This window comes from Serratia microhaemolytica, assembly GCF_004011885.1.
In the GTDB taxonomy this organism is placed as follows: domain Bacteria; phylum Pseudomonadota; class Gammaproteobacteria; order Enterobacterales; family Enterobacteriaceae; genus Serratia_G; species Serratia_G microhaemolytica.
On the sequence record NZ_SBEF01000017.1, the window covers coordinates 17,143 to 30,582 of the forward strand.

Consider the following 13,440-nt stretch of genomic DNA (forward strand, 5'->3'; position numbering starts at 1 on the left):
AGTCATGTCTGCTTTCCCGAAATCTTTCCTCTGGGGTGCCGCTACTGCCGCCTATCAGGTTGAAGGCGCGCACAATGTAGATGGAAAAGGCCCCTCAATCTGGGATACTTTTTCTCATTTACCAGGTACCACCTATCAGGGTACTAACGGTGACGTTGCCGTTGATCACTATCACCGTTTTCGTGAAGATGTTGCGCTAATGGCAGAAATGGGACTGCAGAGCTACCGTTTTTCTATCTCCTGGCCACGTCTGCTGCCACAGGGGCGCGGAGCCATCAACGAAGCGGGAGTAAAATTCTACAGTGATCTAATAGACGCATTATTGGAACACAATATTGAGCCGATGATAACGCTCTATCACTGGGATTTGCCACAGGCGCTGCAAGATGAAGGCGGTTGGGAAGCGCGTAGCACGGCTGAAGCTTTTGAAGAGTATGCCAGCCTCTGTTATCAGCGTTATGGGGATCGCGTTAAACTCTGGTCAACCTTCAATGAGACAGTCTGTTTTATCGGTTTTGGCTACATCACTGGTGGGCATCCACCAGGTCTGCAAAACCCGGCGCGGGCGATCCAGGCTTGCCATCATGTGTTTGTTGCACATGCCAAAGCGGTGGCAGCTTTCCGTCGCAGTGGCATTGATGGGCAAATTGGTTTCGTCAATGTGTTGCAGACGCACACACCGCTCAGCCAGTCTGCTGAAGATATGGCGGCCTATCACCTGGCTGAAGGTATTTTCACCCATTGGCTCTATGATCCAGTGCTGAAAGGAGAGTATCCGGCCGAGCTGCTTGCTCAGGCACAGGCATTGTGGGGAGTTCCGCAGTTCGCTGACGGCGATCAACAGTTGTTGCGTGACAATATCTGTGATTTTATCGGCTTAAATTACTATAAACGTGAAACTATCGCCGCTAACAACCAAGACTCACACCTGACCATGAACACGTCTGGTGAAAAAGGTCTCGGTCACCAGCAAGGCAATGAGTTTGGCTTCAAAGGCGTGTTCAAATTTGTGCGCAATCCGAACGGGGTCTATACCGATTGGGATTGGGAGATCTACCCGCAAGGGTTGACTGAAGGCATTATGAACATCAAAGCACGTTATGGTGATATCCCGATGTATATCACCGAAAATGGCTTAGGTGCCAAAGATCCGATTGTTGATGGTGAAGTGCTTGATGATGCTCGCATTGACTATTTGCGCCAGCACATTGGTGCGGTAGAGGCGGCAATCGAACAAGGCGCTGATGTGCGTGGCTATTACCCGTGGTCGTTTATCGATCTGTTAAGCTGGCTAAATGGTTTTCAAAAACAGTATGGCTTTGTCTACGTTGATCATGCCAACGGTTTGGCGCGTCAGCGTAAAAAGAGCTTTTTCTGGTATCAGAAACTTATCGCCAGCAATGCTGCTGAGCGCTAACACGCTGCGCGTGCGCCGGTTGCCAGGGGTGTTTGCCACACTTTTTCATCAGATTAGTTAAAAAAGAGCAATATCCCTGCAATTCATAGGTTGTCGTTAAGCCGCCAATTCCCGATAATGGGCGGCTTTTATTTCCGTAGGCATCGCGATGACCGAATATCTGCTGTTGTTTGTAGCCACTGTGCTGGTCAATAACTTCGTCCTAGTGAAGTTTTTAGGGCTATGTCCGTTTATGGGGGTTTCCAAGAAATTGGAAAGCGCCATTGGTATGGGTATGGCAACCACCTTTGTTATGACACTGGCCTCCACTTTTTCTTGGCTTATCAACAGTTTTATTCTTGTTCCTCTCGATTTGGTTTACCTGCGTACCCTCTCGTTTATTTTGGTGATCGCGGTCGCGGTACAGTTTACCGAGATGATGGTACGCAAAACCAGCCCGGCGCTCTACCGTTTGCTCGGTATCTTTCTGCCACTGATCACCTCTAACTGTGCGGTGCTAGGTGTGGCACTGCTGAATGTCAATCTTGGGTATAACTTCCTGCAATCGGTGATTTACGGTTTTAGTGCTGCCACCGGTTTTTCACTGGTGATGGTGCTGTTTGCTGCGATACGTGAACGACTGGCTATGGCCGATGTCCCTGCCCCATTTCGTGGTTCTGCCATCGCGCTGATCACTGCTGGATTGATGTCATTGGCGTTCATGGGCTTTTCTGGTTTGGTGAAACTGCCATGAGCAACCTTTTGATTGCGATCGCTGCATTAGCGTTATTGGGGTTGGTGTTTGGTCTGTTGTTGGGGTTCGCAGCGCGCCGCTTTAAAGTGGAAGAAGATCCGCTAGCTGAGCAGATAGATAAAATTTTGCCACAGAGTCAATGTGGACAATGTGGCTATCCAGGATGTCGCCCATATGCTGAGGCCGTTGCTAACGGTGATCAGATCAATAAGTGTGCTCCCGGTGGTGAACAGGTGATGTTGGCGTTGGCGGATCTGCTTAATGTTGAACCCCAACCGCTGGATGGCGGCGAAGCCGCAGCCAAACCACTGCGCAAAATTGCCTTTATCGATGAGGCGAACTGTATTGGCTGCACCAAATGTATTCAGGCTTGCCCGGTTGATGCGATTGTTGGTGCCACCAGAGCCATGCATACCGTGATTGTTGATCTCTGTACCGGCTGTGATCTCTGTGTCGCCCCCTGCCCGACCGACTGTATTGAGATGAGACCGATCGCGACTACCACCGCTAACTGGCAGTGGGATCTAAAAACCATCCCAGTACACGTTATTGATGTGAAAAACCATGTTTAATCTGTTTCGTTCGAGCAAAAAAGATCGGCTATGGGATTTCGCCGGTGGCATTCATCCCCCAGAGATGAAAACCCAATCGAGCACCGTTCCCCTGCGTCATGTGCCATTGGCTGAGACGTTTGTCGTTCCGTTGCAGCAGCATTTAGGCCCAGCAGGTGAGTTGGTGGTTCAAACGGGTGATCGGGTATTGAAAGGTACACCGTTGACTGTTGGCCAAGGGCGTAGCTTACCCGTACATGCGCCCACCTCTGGCACCATTATTGCCATTGAGCCACGGCCCGTGGCTCACCCTTCGGGTTTGGCTGAACTGTGTGCGATTATCCAGCCCGATGGTGAAGATCGTTGGTGTGATCGTGCGCCAGTGGCTGATTATCGCCAACTGGAAGCGGCGGAGTTACTGAAGCGCATTCAGCTCGCAGGGATTGCTGGTCTTGGCGGAGCAGGATTTCCGACGGCAACCAAGTTAGACACCGGCAAACAGATTGATACCTTAATCATCAATGCCGCCGAGTGTGAACCCTATATCACCGCAGATGATCGCCTGATGCAGGAGTGTGCTGATCAGATTGTCAGCGGTATTTTGATCTTATGTCATTTGTTGACACCACATCGGACACTGATCGGCATTGAAGATAATAAGCCTGAAGCGATCCGTGCATTAACGCACGCGATTAGCGGAGTGACTGAGGTTGATCTGCAACTGCGAGTTATTCCGACCAAATACCCGTCAGGCGGCGCTAAACAACTGACCCGTATTCTGACTGGCAAGGAGGTGCCACACGGCAAACACTCCTCTGCCATCGGTGTATTAATGCAAAATGTCGGTACGGCATTTGCCATCAAACGCGCGATTATCGATGGTGAACCGCTGATTGAACGGGTGATTACCCTCACCGGCAACGCGATCACACAGCCGGGCAATGTTTGGGCCAGACTCGGAACGCCGGTTGAACATCTGCTCAATGTCGCTGGTTATCAACGGCAAACACCCCAGCAGGTGATTATGGGCGGCCCATTGATGGGCTTTACGCTGGCGCAGCTTAATGTACCAGTGGTGAAAACCAGCAACTGTCTACTCGCTCCGACAGCCAGTGAAATTGCCCCGATGCCGGAAGAACAGGCTTGCATCCGTTGTGGCCAGTGCGCGGATGTCTGTCCAGTGCAATTGTTGCCACAACAACTCTACTGGTTTAGTCGCGGCAAAGAACATCAAAAAGCGCGCGAACATAACTTGTTTGATTGCATCGAGTGTGGCGCTTGTGCTTATGTCTGCCCGAGCCACATTCCGCTGGTGCATTACTATCGTCAGGAGAAAGCTGAAATTAATGCGCTGGAACAACAGGCGAATCAAGCAGCCGAAGCAAAAGCACGTTATGAGGCTAGACTCGCCCGTTTGGCGCGCGACAAGCAGGCACGCGAAGAGCGGCATAAAAAGGCTGCGGTAGTGTTACCTGCCACTGATCAGAATGCAGTCCAAGCGGCGTTGGCACGGGTTCGCAGTAAACGGGCTGAGGCCGCAACGGGTTCTGTGATTAGCATCACCGGTTCAGAACCAGACAACCAAGCAGCTATTGCCGCACGTGCCGCGCTGAAAGCAGAGATTAGGCAGCGCAAAATGGCACAAAGCAGTGCAGGCAGTGATAATCAGCCAGCGCAGCCGATTGTCGAGCCGACGGCAGAAACTGCCAGTAGCACCGAGCCAGATGCACGCAAAGCGGCAGTGGCCGCTGCCATTGCACGTGCTAAAGCGAAGCAGAGTGCGCAACTGTCGAAGGCGGCACCAGCAGCAACACAGCCATTAGCGCCGCACGCATCAGCGATACAATCTGATGCCGAACAAACCCATCGTGTCAGTACTGTGAACCAGAGCGCTACACCTGTCGTTGATAATACCGAGCCAGATGCACGCAAAGCGGCAGTGGCTGCGGCGATTGCACGCGTTAAAGCGAAGCAGAGTGCGCAACTGTCGAAGGCGGCACCAGCAGCAACACAGCCATTAGCACCGCACGCATCAGCGATACAATCTGATGCCGAACAAACTCATCGCGTCAGTGCCGTGAACCAGAGCGCTACACCTGTCGTTGACAATGCCGAGCCAGATGCACGCAAAGCGGCAGTGGCTGCGGCGATTGCACGCGTTAAAGCGAAGAAAAGCGCTCAGCAAATTGAATCGCAATCAGTAACGCCCAATGAATCCGAACAGCGCTGATACCTTGCCAGTCTCTTTTAACCAAAGGGGTTATTTATGACCTTCAGGCCCGTGACACCACCAAGCGCCTCTGGCCTACACATTGCCAGCTCGCCGTTTAGCCATAATCGACAAACTACACGCCATATTATGTTATTGGTGATACTGGCCTGTGTGCCTGGTATTGCGGTGCAGGTTCTCTGGTTTGGCTACGGCAGTCTGATCCAACTGGGTTTAGCTATCGTAACTGCCTGGTTGGCCGAGGCAGCGATGTTGGCTTTGCGCAAGCAACCGGTTGTTGCCCATTTACGCGATCACTCGGCGTTGTTGACCGGTTTGCTGCTGGCGATCAGTCTGCCCTCCCTCGCGCCTTGGTGGCTAGTGGTGATAGGCACACTATTTGCGATAGTTATTGCTAAACATCTCTACGGTGGATTGGGACAAAATCTCTTTAACCCCGCGATGGTTGGCTATGTGGTGTTATTGATCTCGTTTCCTGTACAGATGACCCACTGGCTGCCACCGGAGACATTGCGCACGACCACACTGTCGTTTTATGACAGTTGGCAACTGATTTTCACTGGTCACACTTTGCAGGGTAGCACACTGCATCAGTTATCATTGGCGGTCGATGGTATTAGCCAGGCGACGCCGCTCGATAGCATTCGCACTGGCCTGCGTAGTGGCAACACACTTGACCAGATAGTACAGCAACCGATATTTGCTGCACCACTGGCAGGGGTTGGTTGGCAGTGGGTTAATCTCGCTTTCCTATTGGGGGGGCTATTTCTGCTCGCACAGCGCATTATTCGCTGGCAGATCCCGATCAGTATCATCGTCACGCTCACTCTCTGCTCAGGGATTGCTTTTTGGCTGGATCCACAACATCAGGCATCACCGCTGCTGCATCTGTTCTCAGGGGCAACCATGCTCGGGGCATTTTTCATCGCTACCGATCCGGTTAGTGCCGCGACAACACCGCGAGGACAACTGATTTATGGTGTTTTGATTGGGCTGTTGCTGTGGTTGATCCGCCAGTATGGTGGCTATCCGGACGCGCTGGCATTTGCCGTTTTGTTGGCTAACATGAGTGTTCCTCTGCTCGATTACTATACTCAGCCGCGTGTCTATGGGCACAATTAAGGAGCATAGATGCTTGCTGCAATGAGAAAACATGGTATTACGTTGGCACTGTTTGCTGGCATAACCACCGGTCTGACCGCGCTGGTCTATCAATTAACGAAAACTACCATTGCACATCAAACAGCATTACAGCGCCAAGCGCTACTGAATCAGGTACTGCCGGCGGAGTATTACGACAATGACTTACTGGCTTCCTGTTTTATTGTGCGAGATGAGCGCTTGGGTAGCCGAGGAGATCATCGGCTTTACTTGGCGCGTAGACAGGGAGTGCCGGTTGCCGCCGTGGTAGAAGCGATTGCGCCTGATGGTTACTCAGGTGCGATCCATCTGCTGGTCGCCAGTGATTTTCAAGCTACCGTGTTAGGCACTCGGGTGATTGAGCATCGTGAAACGCCGGGCCTGGGTGACAAAATTGAGTTGCGCCATTCATACTGGATCACCCAGTTTAGTGGGCAGCATGTCGATAGCCCTTCAGATCCACGCTGGGCGGTAAAAAAAGAGGGAGGCATGTTTGATCAATTTACCGGGGCGACCATCACCCCACGCGCAGTCATTAATGCAGTCCGCCGCAGCACCCTACTGATCCAGGAGTTGCCAGGCCAATTAACCACGTTGCCAACTTGTGGAGCGCGATGATGAGTGAAGTGAAAGCAACATTAATCGATGGTTTGTGGAAAAATAACCCCGCGTTGGTGCAACTACTCGGATTGTGCCCACTCCTGGCAGTTACCTCTAATGCGACTAATGCACTTGGTTTGGGTTTGGCGACTACGCTGGTGTTGATGATCACCAACGGTTCGGTTTCTGCTTTGCGCCGCTTGATCCCGAGTGAAATCCGTATTCCTATCTATGTGATGATTATTGCTGCTGCAGTCAGCATGGTGCAGATGCTGATTAATGCCTACGCCTTTGGTTTATACCAATCGCTTGGCATCTTTATTCCGCTGATTGTCACCAACTGCATCGTGATTGGACGAGCAGAGGCAGTCGCATCAAGAAAACCGGTAACGCTAGCGCTGATTGACGGTTTGGCAATTGGCATTGGTGCCACGGCGGTGATGTTTGTGCTTGGCGCGCTACGTGAATTGCTCGGCAATGGCACGCTGTTTGACGGTGCTGATAGTCTGCTCGGGAGTTGGGCCAGCGTGCTACGGCTGGAAGTGGTCGCGTTTGATAATGCCTTTTTGCTAGCGATGTTACCGCCGGGTGCTTTTATTGGCCTTGGGCTGCTATTGGCAGCCAAGTTTGTGCTGGATAAAAAAATAGCCGCCTACCGCAGCAAGTTACAGCCAGCAACCGCACAGGCAACCGGTCACCAGAATGCCAATAATCAGAACAGTGGCAAAGGGAGCAGTAATGAACCAACAGAAACGCATTGAGATCTTAACCCGCCTGAAGGCAACTAACCCACAACCTACCACTGAACTGGTCTACAACTCACCGTTTGAATTGTTGATCTCGGTGCTGCTTTCGGCACAGGCCACGGACGTCAGCGTCAATAAAGCGACGGCTAGGCTTTATCCGGTCGCTAACACGCCACAAGCGATGTTGGCATTAGGTGTTGAGGGGGTGAAAAGCTACATCAAGACCATCGGCCTGTTCAACAGCAAAGCCGAGAACATCATCAAAACCTGTAAGCTACTGATCGAACAACATGCTGGTGAAGTACCCGAAGATCGCCAAGCGCTGGAGGCGTTGCCTGGTGTTGGCCGAAAGACCGCCAATGTGGTACTTAACACGGCTTTCGGCTGGCCGACGATTGCTGTTGATACCCACATTTTTCGTGTTTGTAACCGCAGTGGTTTTGCGGTTGGCAAAAATGTGCTACAGGTGGAGGAGAAACTGCTTAAGGTTGTGCCGGCGGAGTTTAAAGTCGATTGCCACCACTGGTTGATTCTGCATGGCCGCTACACCTGCATTGCGCGCAAACCGCGTTGTGGCTCATGTGTTATCGAAGATCTGTGTGAGTTTAGCCAGAAAATCTACCCGTCTGACTAGCCGCTCTTGGCCAGGTGTGTTGCGGCAGAATAGCGATCAATCACCACTATTTCACTATCATCACTAAGGAGTGATCCGTGTCCAGCTCAGCGACTCTCTCATCGTTACTGTCCCATTTTTCTGCGCATCAATCGTTGGCGGCAGCCTTGTTGCCTATTGTGATGCAGAGTGATGATGGCGCTCACGATGTTGCCCATCTACTGCGTGTTTGGAAGAGTGTGCAGCAGATTAGTCAACATGAAGGTGGAGATTTAACCCTGCTGTGTGCCGCAGTGCTGTTGCATGATTGTGTTGCAGTCGAAAAAAACTCGCCACAACGCCATTTGGCATCACAACTGGCTGCCGAGAAAGCAGGCGACATCCTGGCCTCTCTTGATTGGCCAAATGACCAGATTGAAGCGGTTTGTCACGCCATTGCAGCACATAGCTTTTCAGCCGGTTTACAACCGCAAACGCTAGAGGCAAAAATTTTGCAGGATGCTGACCGACTTGATGCGATTGGTATGGTTGGTGTCGCGCGCTGCTTTTATGTTGCCGGACGAATGCACAGCGCGTTGTATGACGTCGTCGATCCCCAGGCTGAGCGACGTGATTACGATGATAAACAGTTTGCGTTAGATCACTTCCCAGCCAAACTGTTTAAATTGCAGCAAGGTTTTCAAACGAGCACCGGTCAACAGCTCGCCGCCAAGCGTAGCGAACAAATGCGCCACTTCGTTGATGCGTTTATGGATGAGATCTGATCTTCAGTGGTGATAGCATTACTGACCATTTAAACCACGGATCGGTTTTACTGAAGCCCAAGAGCGGCAGGAAGGACAGTGCCAGTAGAGCGAATGGGCAGTAAAACCACATTTATGGCAGCGATAACGCGGTTTGGTGCGGATCTGCTCACCGACCATGTCTCGCAGCAGTAGCAGGCTTTCTTTCGCGCGCCCATCTTCTGCATCCGCCAGATGGTAGTTCATTAAGCGATAGAACGCGCGCATGGTTGGGTGACGTCTTAGCTGGCGGTTTAAATAGAGCTGGACTGCATCACGCCCATCACGCTGTTCGATCACATCAGCCAGCATCAACTCAGCACTTACGCCAGCCTGTTCATCAACACAGCGCTGTAGAAAGGTGATCCACTCCTGCCGCTGTTCTGGCAGGTGCTGATAACACTCGGCTAGCATCGGTATAATTTCACTCACTAGCGCTTTATCCTGCTTGAGGACGCGCATCATCATGGTTGCAGCTTTCGTGTACTCTTGTTGAGCGATAAAAATACGGCCCAACATGATCGAAACTCGCGCACACTGTTTGTCTGCCGCAGCCGCACGTTTTAGCAGACTCAATGCTTTATCGAGATCATCACAGCCCATCGCTTGCAGTGCTAACTCACAGTAAAAGTGGGCAATTTCGGCACGCTGTTTATCTTTGCCCAGTTTTACCAGTTTCTCAGCCACTTCGATGGCCTTCTGCCAGTCACTGGTTGCCTGATAGATGACGAGTTGTTGTTGGAGTGCAAACACCCGAAACTCATCTTCATCAATCAGTTGGTTGAACATGTCTTCTGCGCGGTCGTACAAACCAGCGGCCATGTAATCCCTACCAAGCTGCTGGATTGCCAGTAAACGCTGCTCAAAATTAAGCGCAGCACTTTCCATTAACGCCTGATGGATGCGAATGGCGCGATCGACTTCACCACGGGAACGAAACAGATTGCCTAATGTCAGGTGTGCTTCTACCGTGCCGCTGTCATCCTTTAGCATATCAAGAAACAGATCGACAGCTTTATCTTGCTGATTGGACAACAGGAAATTGACGCCTGCCACATACTCACGTGACAGGCGATTGGCTTCCTGCTGTTTATCCTGCTGAGCGCTTCTGCGCCCCATATACCAGCCGTAAGCAGCTGCTACTGGCAGCAGGAGAAACAACAGTTCTAACATGCAGCACTATTCCTTGCTAACCGTAGAGGCGCTAACAGATTCATTAGGGGTGGCAAGCTGTGCTTCAAGTCGTTTGATTTTGCGTTTGGCACGGCCAAGTGCAATGCGGGTGCGCAGATAAAACAGGCCACAAATCAGCCAACCGAGCACAAAACCACAACCAAACAGGATTGCCAACAGTGTCGAAACACGATAATCACCCTGGGCAATCAGGTAGTTAAAAGTCACCACTTGATCATTATTGGAACCCAGTGTGATAGCAATCACGAAGATCATCAGAACTAATAGAAAAAGCAGCAGGTATCTCACATTTTTTCTCGCAATGCCGAGTAAATTGATTAGGTGCTTCCCGAATTGCATCTGCCGTCAAAACAGCCGCTGCAGGCAGGCGTTCAGGAATTATCCGCGAGCGAATTAAACCGCCCTCACCCTGTTTCACAATTGCTCGGCTATAGTAGCATTGTCAGCAACAAGAACAACCACTAATCACCCTTTTAATCGGTGGTTACCGATTTAGCGTGGCCTGTTTTTTGCCGCTGAACCAGGGGCAGAGAGCAGCCAGCGTTGTGCAATCCAATAGGCGAAAGTGACTAATATTCCGCTAATTATTACTGAAGCGACCAAATCTCTCGGCCAGTGCATTCCCAACAACAACCGGCTGGCCATCACACCATTGGCCCAGATCATCAGTACGCTGATCGTTTTGTAGTGTCTGCCTGGCAAGAGTAATAAACTTAACAAAGCCCAACAGGCGGCAAAAACAGTATGACCAGAGGGAAAAGCAAAACTTGTTTCAGCCTGCCAATGTCCCGTTAACCAACTTGGAACCAAGGGGTGAGCCTGTAGTTCGGTTTTCACCAACAGGCTGCGCTGCTGTTTGGGCAGTGCGTAGAACTGCTGCTGATCAATTGCCAGATTGTTGCTCAGCCAAACGACAAACGGACGCGGTTCTCTGACCACCTCTTTCATTACGGATTTAATGCCCAAGCTGGTAGCAACCACAGAAAACAGCAGTATGAGCAGCAGCATTCTTTTCAACAATGAGTCCACTCTATGCCGTAAGCAGTAGAGCAACCAGACCGCGACTAATAGGCTGGTGAGGATCCCCCAAGGGGCTGACACCGTTTCTGTCACCCAATAGAGCAATTTCAATAGCGGGCTCTCTCCGCTGGGCTGCCACCGCCAGCCAGAAAACCAGACGGTTAATGGCAACAATAACAGCAACACGGTACCGAATGTAGTACGCTTTAGTATCTCTAACATGGAATGACCTTTTATAACGCTATGAAAAAATTTAACATCCGTGCTAAAGGAGCCTTGAGGGTGGTAGACGGCTCGCTCGACTGCGCATTACATGGTAAGAACTTCGAGGGCTGATCACCAATAATTATTCGTGCGATTTTCGCCAATCAGTACGGCTTGCTGACCAGGTTGCATCTGCAAACTAACAAGTAGAGTAGTAGAAGTTTATCCGTGTGAATTTTAGTACTGGTCAGTTTCCTGTTCCAGACGTAGGATGCACACAGCAATTTGAGTTGATCTGTTTTTGGGAGAGTTAAATGCAGCTTAAACGTGTGGCCGAAGCCCAGTTACCAACACAGTGGGGTAACTTCCTAATGGTTGGCTTTGAAGAAATAGCAACAGGGCATGACCACGTAGCACTGGTGTTTGGTGATGTTTCCGGTGAAACACCCGTACTTGCACGGGTACATTCCGAATGTTTGACCGGTGATGCTTTTTCCAGTCTGCGCTGTGATTGCGGTTCTCAACTGCAGAGCGCATTGAAGCGGATCGTTGAAGAAGGCAGAGGTGTGTTACTTTATCACCGTCAAGAGGGGCGTAACATTGGGCTGCTGAACAAAATCCGCGCTTATGCGTTACAAGACAAAGGTGCCGACACAGTAGAAGCCAATCATCAGTTAGGATTTGCTGCTGATGAGCGTGACTTTACTCTCTGTGCCGATATGTTCAAGTTACTCGGTATCAACGCAGTTCGGCTACTCACTAACAACCCGAAAAAGGTTGAGATACTGAGTAGCGCAGGGATAAATATTACAGAACGGGTTGCTTTGATTGTCGGGAAAAATCCAAATAACGAGCACTACCTAGCGACCAAAGCGGCCAAAATGGGGCATCTATTAGAACCGAAGTAGCCAACAAATGGCAGATTGCGCAGATATTTTCTGCGCAATCACGATTATTTGACCGGTAACTCCACTTCACGCAACATAGCGTCAACCTCCTCGTTGTTTTTCATCATCACCGCCCTATCCACCACATCACGCGTTAAGTGAGGGGAGAAACGATAGATAAAATCATACATATAGCTGCGAATAAAGGTCGAGCGGCGGAAACCGAGCTTGGTGGTACTACAGGAGAAGATATTACGTGCATCGATACTCACCAAATCACTGTCGACGACAGGATCTACGGCCATACTGGCAATAACCCCCACGCCTAGCCCAAGGCGGACATAGGTTTTAATCACATCAGCATCTGTTGCGGTAAAGACGATATGTGGTATCAGGCCTGCACGATTAAAGGCCATATCCAGTTCAGAACGACCGGTAAAACCAAACGTATAAGTCACCAATGGATACGACGCTAACTCTTCAATGCTGATCTCATCTTTACCTGCCAACGGGTGATCAGGACGCACTACAACAGCGCGGTTCCAGTGGTAACACGGCAACATAACCAGATCTTCATACAGATGCAGCGCTTCGGTAGCAATCGCAATATCGGCAGCGCCCTTCGCTACGGCCTCCGCGATCTGAGTAGGTGAACCTTGGTGCATATGCAACGAGACGCGCGGGTAACGATCAATAAAGCCTTTGATCACAGAGGGAAGTGCATAGCGCGCCTGTGTATGTGTGGTAGCAACATACAACGAACCTTTATCTGGATAGGTGTGTTCACTGGCAACTGCTTTGATAGCATCAACTTTCGACAATACTTCGCGCGCAATGCGCACCACCTCCTGGCCAGCCGAGGTGACTTGGGTAAGATGCTTGCCACTACGGGCAAAAATCTGAATTCCCAGTTCGTCTTCCAACATTCTTACCTGCTTACTGATCCCCGGCTGTGAGGTGTAGAGGCCCTCAGCGGTAGAAGAGACATTCAGGTTATGGTTTACCACTTCAACAATATAACGAAGCTGCTGTAATTTCATATCACCATCCCAGGTTAGACTTCATGATACATCGTTACCAATTTCAAGCTATTCGGGTAAATCAACCACTACCAGCATGGTCGAAAAATTGTGTTAACCGCAATAATGAGCCAATCTGTTGATTAAATAGCTCCTGTATCACACTGCTGTGACAGCATATACAATTTAAGTTTCAATTGTTCACTCTGTTGCAGAGAGATGTTCTAAATTTAAACTTAGTTGATAGCAAAAATACATGTATTTTTTCATTCAATCGATATCATTAACAGAAAATACTCTCTGT

The 13,440-nt window shown here is 50.3% G+C and carries 14 protein-coding genes; 10 read left to right on the forward strand and 4 right to left on the reverse strand.

Annotated elements, in window-relative coordinates:
• Positions 1–4 precede the first annotated feature (4 nt).
• From EOJ37_RS07405 to EOJ37_RS07445, 9 genes are all read left to right on the forward strand, one after another.
• Positions 5–1,417: a GH1 family beta-glucosidase gene (locus tag EOJ37_RS07405; RefSeq protein WP_127959294.1), complete on the forward strand. Its 1,413-nt coding sequence runs from the start codon at positions 5–7 to the stop codon at positions 1,415–1,417.
• Between the two features lie 148 nt (positions 1,418–1,565).
• Positions 1,566–2,150 (forward strand): electron transport complex subunit RsxA, encoded by a 585-nt coding sequence (gene rsxA / locus EOJ37_RS07410; RefSeq protein ID WP_127959295.1) that lies wholly within the window; start codon positions 1,566–1,568, stop codon positions 2,148–2,150.
• Positions 2,147–2,722 (forward strand): electron transport complex subunit RsxB, encoded by a 576-nt coding sequence (rsxB, locus tag EOJ37_RS07415; protein WP_127959296.1) that lies wholly within the window; start codon positions 2,147–2,149, stop codon positions 2,720–2,722. Before rsxA ends, rsxB begins: the two co-directional genes overlap by 4 nt.
• A complete protein-coding gene (rsxC, locus tag EOJ37_RS07420) occupies positions 2,715–4,931 on the forward strand; it encodes an electron transport complex subunit RsxC (RefSeq protein WP_127959297.1) in 2,217 nt (738 codons plus the stop codon). Before rsxB ends, rsxC begins: the two co-directional genes overlap by 8 nt.
• A gap of 36 nt (positions 4,932–4,967) precedes the next feature.
• On the forward strand, positions 4,968–6,053 hold the full coding sequence (gene rsxD, locus EOJ37_RS07425) for an electron transport complex subunit RsxD (protein WP_127959298.1): 1,086 nt from the start codon (positions 4,968–4,970) through the stop codon (positions 6,051–6,053).
• Between the two features lie 9 nt (positions 6,054–6,062).
• Positions 6,063–6,689 (forward strand): electron transport complex subunit RsxG, encoded by a 627-nt coding sequence (gene rsxG, locus EOJ37_RS07430; RefSeq protein WP_127959299.1) that lies wholly within the window; start codon positions 6,063–6,065, stop codon positions 6,687–6,689.
• Positions 6,689–7,432, forward strand: coding sequence for an electron transport complex subunit E (locus EOJ37_RS07435; RefSeq protein ID WP_127959300.1), 744 nt, complete (start codon positions 6,689–6,691; stop codon positions 7,430–7,432). Before rsxG ends, EOJ37_RS07435 begins: the two co-directional genes overlap by 1 nt.
• Positions 7,410–8,051: an endonuclease III gene (nth, locus tag EOJ37_RS07440; protein ID WP_127959301.1), complete on the forward strand. Its 642-nt coding sequence runs from the start codon at positions 7,410–7,412 to the stop codon at positions 8,049–8,051. The genes EOJ37_RS07435 and nth overlap by 23 nt, the downstream gene beginning before the upstream one ends.
• A 77-nt stretch (positions 8,052–8,128) precedes the next feature.
• Positions 8,129–8,794: an HD domain-containing protein gene (locus EOJ37_RS07445; protein WP_420820625.1), complete on the forward strand. Its 666-nt coding sequence runs from the start codon at positions 8,129–8,131 to the stop codon at positions 8,792–8,794.
• Between the two features lie 18 nt (positions 8,795–8,812).
• Here EOJ37_RS07445 and lapB read toward each other — a convergent pair whose 3' ends face one another.
• The 3 genes from lapB to pgpB form a co-directional block, all read right to left on the reverse strand.
• Entirely contained in the window at positions 8,813–9,985 is a 1,173-nt protein-coding gene (gene lapB / locus EOJ37_RS07450) for a lipopolysaccharide assembly protein LapB (protein ID WP_127959302.1), read from the reverse strand.
• A 6-nt stretch (positions 9,986–9,991) separates the two neighbouring features.
• Positions 9,992–10,294: a LapA family protein gene (locus EOJ37_RS07455; protein ID WP_127959303.1), complete on the reverse strand. Its 303-nt coding sequence runs from the start codon at positions 10,292–10,294 to the stop codon at positions 9,992–9,994.
• A gap of 204 nt (positions 10,295–10,498) precedes the next feature.
• A complete protein-coding gene (gene pgpB, locus EOJ37_RS07460) occupies positions 10,499–11,248 on the reverse strand; it encodes a phosphatidylglycerophosphatase B (RefSeq protein ID WP_127959304.1) in 750 nt (249 codons plus the stop codon).
• Positions 11,249–11,544: 296 nt separating this feature from the next.
• On the opposite strand from pgpB, the gene ribA reads away from it, so the two are divergent.
• Complete coding sequence (ribA, locus tag EOJ37_RS07465; protein ID WP_127959305.1) at positions 11,545–12,138, forward strand: GTP cyclohydrolase II; 594 nt, start codon at positions 11,545–11,547, stop codon at positions 12,136–12,138.
• Between the two features lie 44 nt (positions 12,139–12,182).
• Here ribA and cysB read toward each other — a convergent pair whose 3' ends face one another.
• Positions 12,183–13,157: an HTH-type transcriptional regulator CysB gene (gene cysB, locus EOJ37_RS07470; protein WP_127959306.1), complete on the reverse strand. Its 975-nt coding sequence runs from the start codon at positions 13,155–13,157 to the stop codon at positions 12,183–12,185.
• Between the last annotated feature and the right edge of the window lie 283 nt (positions 13,158–13,440).

What these genes read in the sequence shown, in the direction of transcription:
- EOJ37_RS07405 (WP_127959294.1), top strand. Translation starts at nt 5, where the DNA reads ATGTCTGCTTTCCCGAAATCTTTCCTCTGGGGTGCCGCTACTGCCGCC.
- rsxA (WP_127959295.1), top strand. Translation starts at nt 1,566, where the DNA reads ATGACCGAATATCTGCTGTTGTTTGTAGCCACTGTGCTGGTCAATAAC.
- rsxB (WP_127959296.1), top strand. Translation starts at nt 2,147, where the DNA reads ATGAGCAACCTTTTGATTGCGATCGCTGCATTAGCGTTATTGGGGTTG.
- rsxC (WP_127959297.1), top strand. Translation starts at nt 2,715, where the DNA reads ATGTTTAATCTGTTTCGTTCGAGCAAAAAAGATCGGCTATGGGATTTC.
- rsxD (WP_127959298.1), top strand. Translation starts at nt 4,968, where the DNA reads ATGACCTTCAGGCCCGTGACACCACCAAGCGCCTCTGGCCTACACATT.
- rsxG (WP_127959299.1), top strand. Translation starts at nt 6,063, where the DNA reads ATGCTTGCTGCAATGAGAAAACATGGTATTACGTTGGCACTGTTTGCT.
- EOJ37_RS07435 (WP_127959300.1), top strand. Translation starts at nt 6,689, where the DNA reads ATGAGTGAAGTGAAAGCAACATTAATCGATGGTTTGTGGAAAAATAAC.
- nth (WP_127959301.1), top strand. Translation starts at nt 7,410, where the DNA reads ATGAACCAACAGAAACGCATTGAGATCTTAACCCGCCTGAAGGCAACT.
- lapB (WP_127959302.1), bottom strand. Translation starts at nt 9,985, where the DNA reads ATGTTAGAACTGTTGTTTCTCCTGCTGCCAGTAGCAGCTGCTTACGGC.
- pgpB (WP_127959304.1), bottom strand. Translation starts at nt 11,248, where the DNA reads ATGTTAGAGATACTAAAGCGTACTACATTCGGTACCGTGTTGCTGTTA.
- ribA (WP_127959305.1), top strand. Translation starts at nt 11,545, where the DNA reads ATGCAGCTTAAACGTGTGGCCGAAGCCCAGTTACCAACACAGTGGGGT.
- cysB (WP_127959306.1), bottom strand. Translation starts at nt 13,157, where the DNA reads ATGAAATTACAGCAGCTTCGTTATATTGTTGAAGTGGTAAACCATAAC.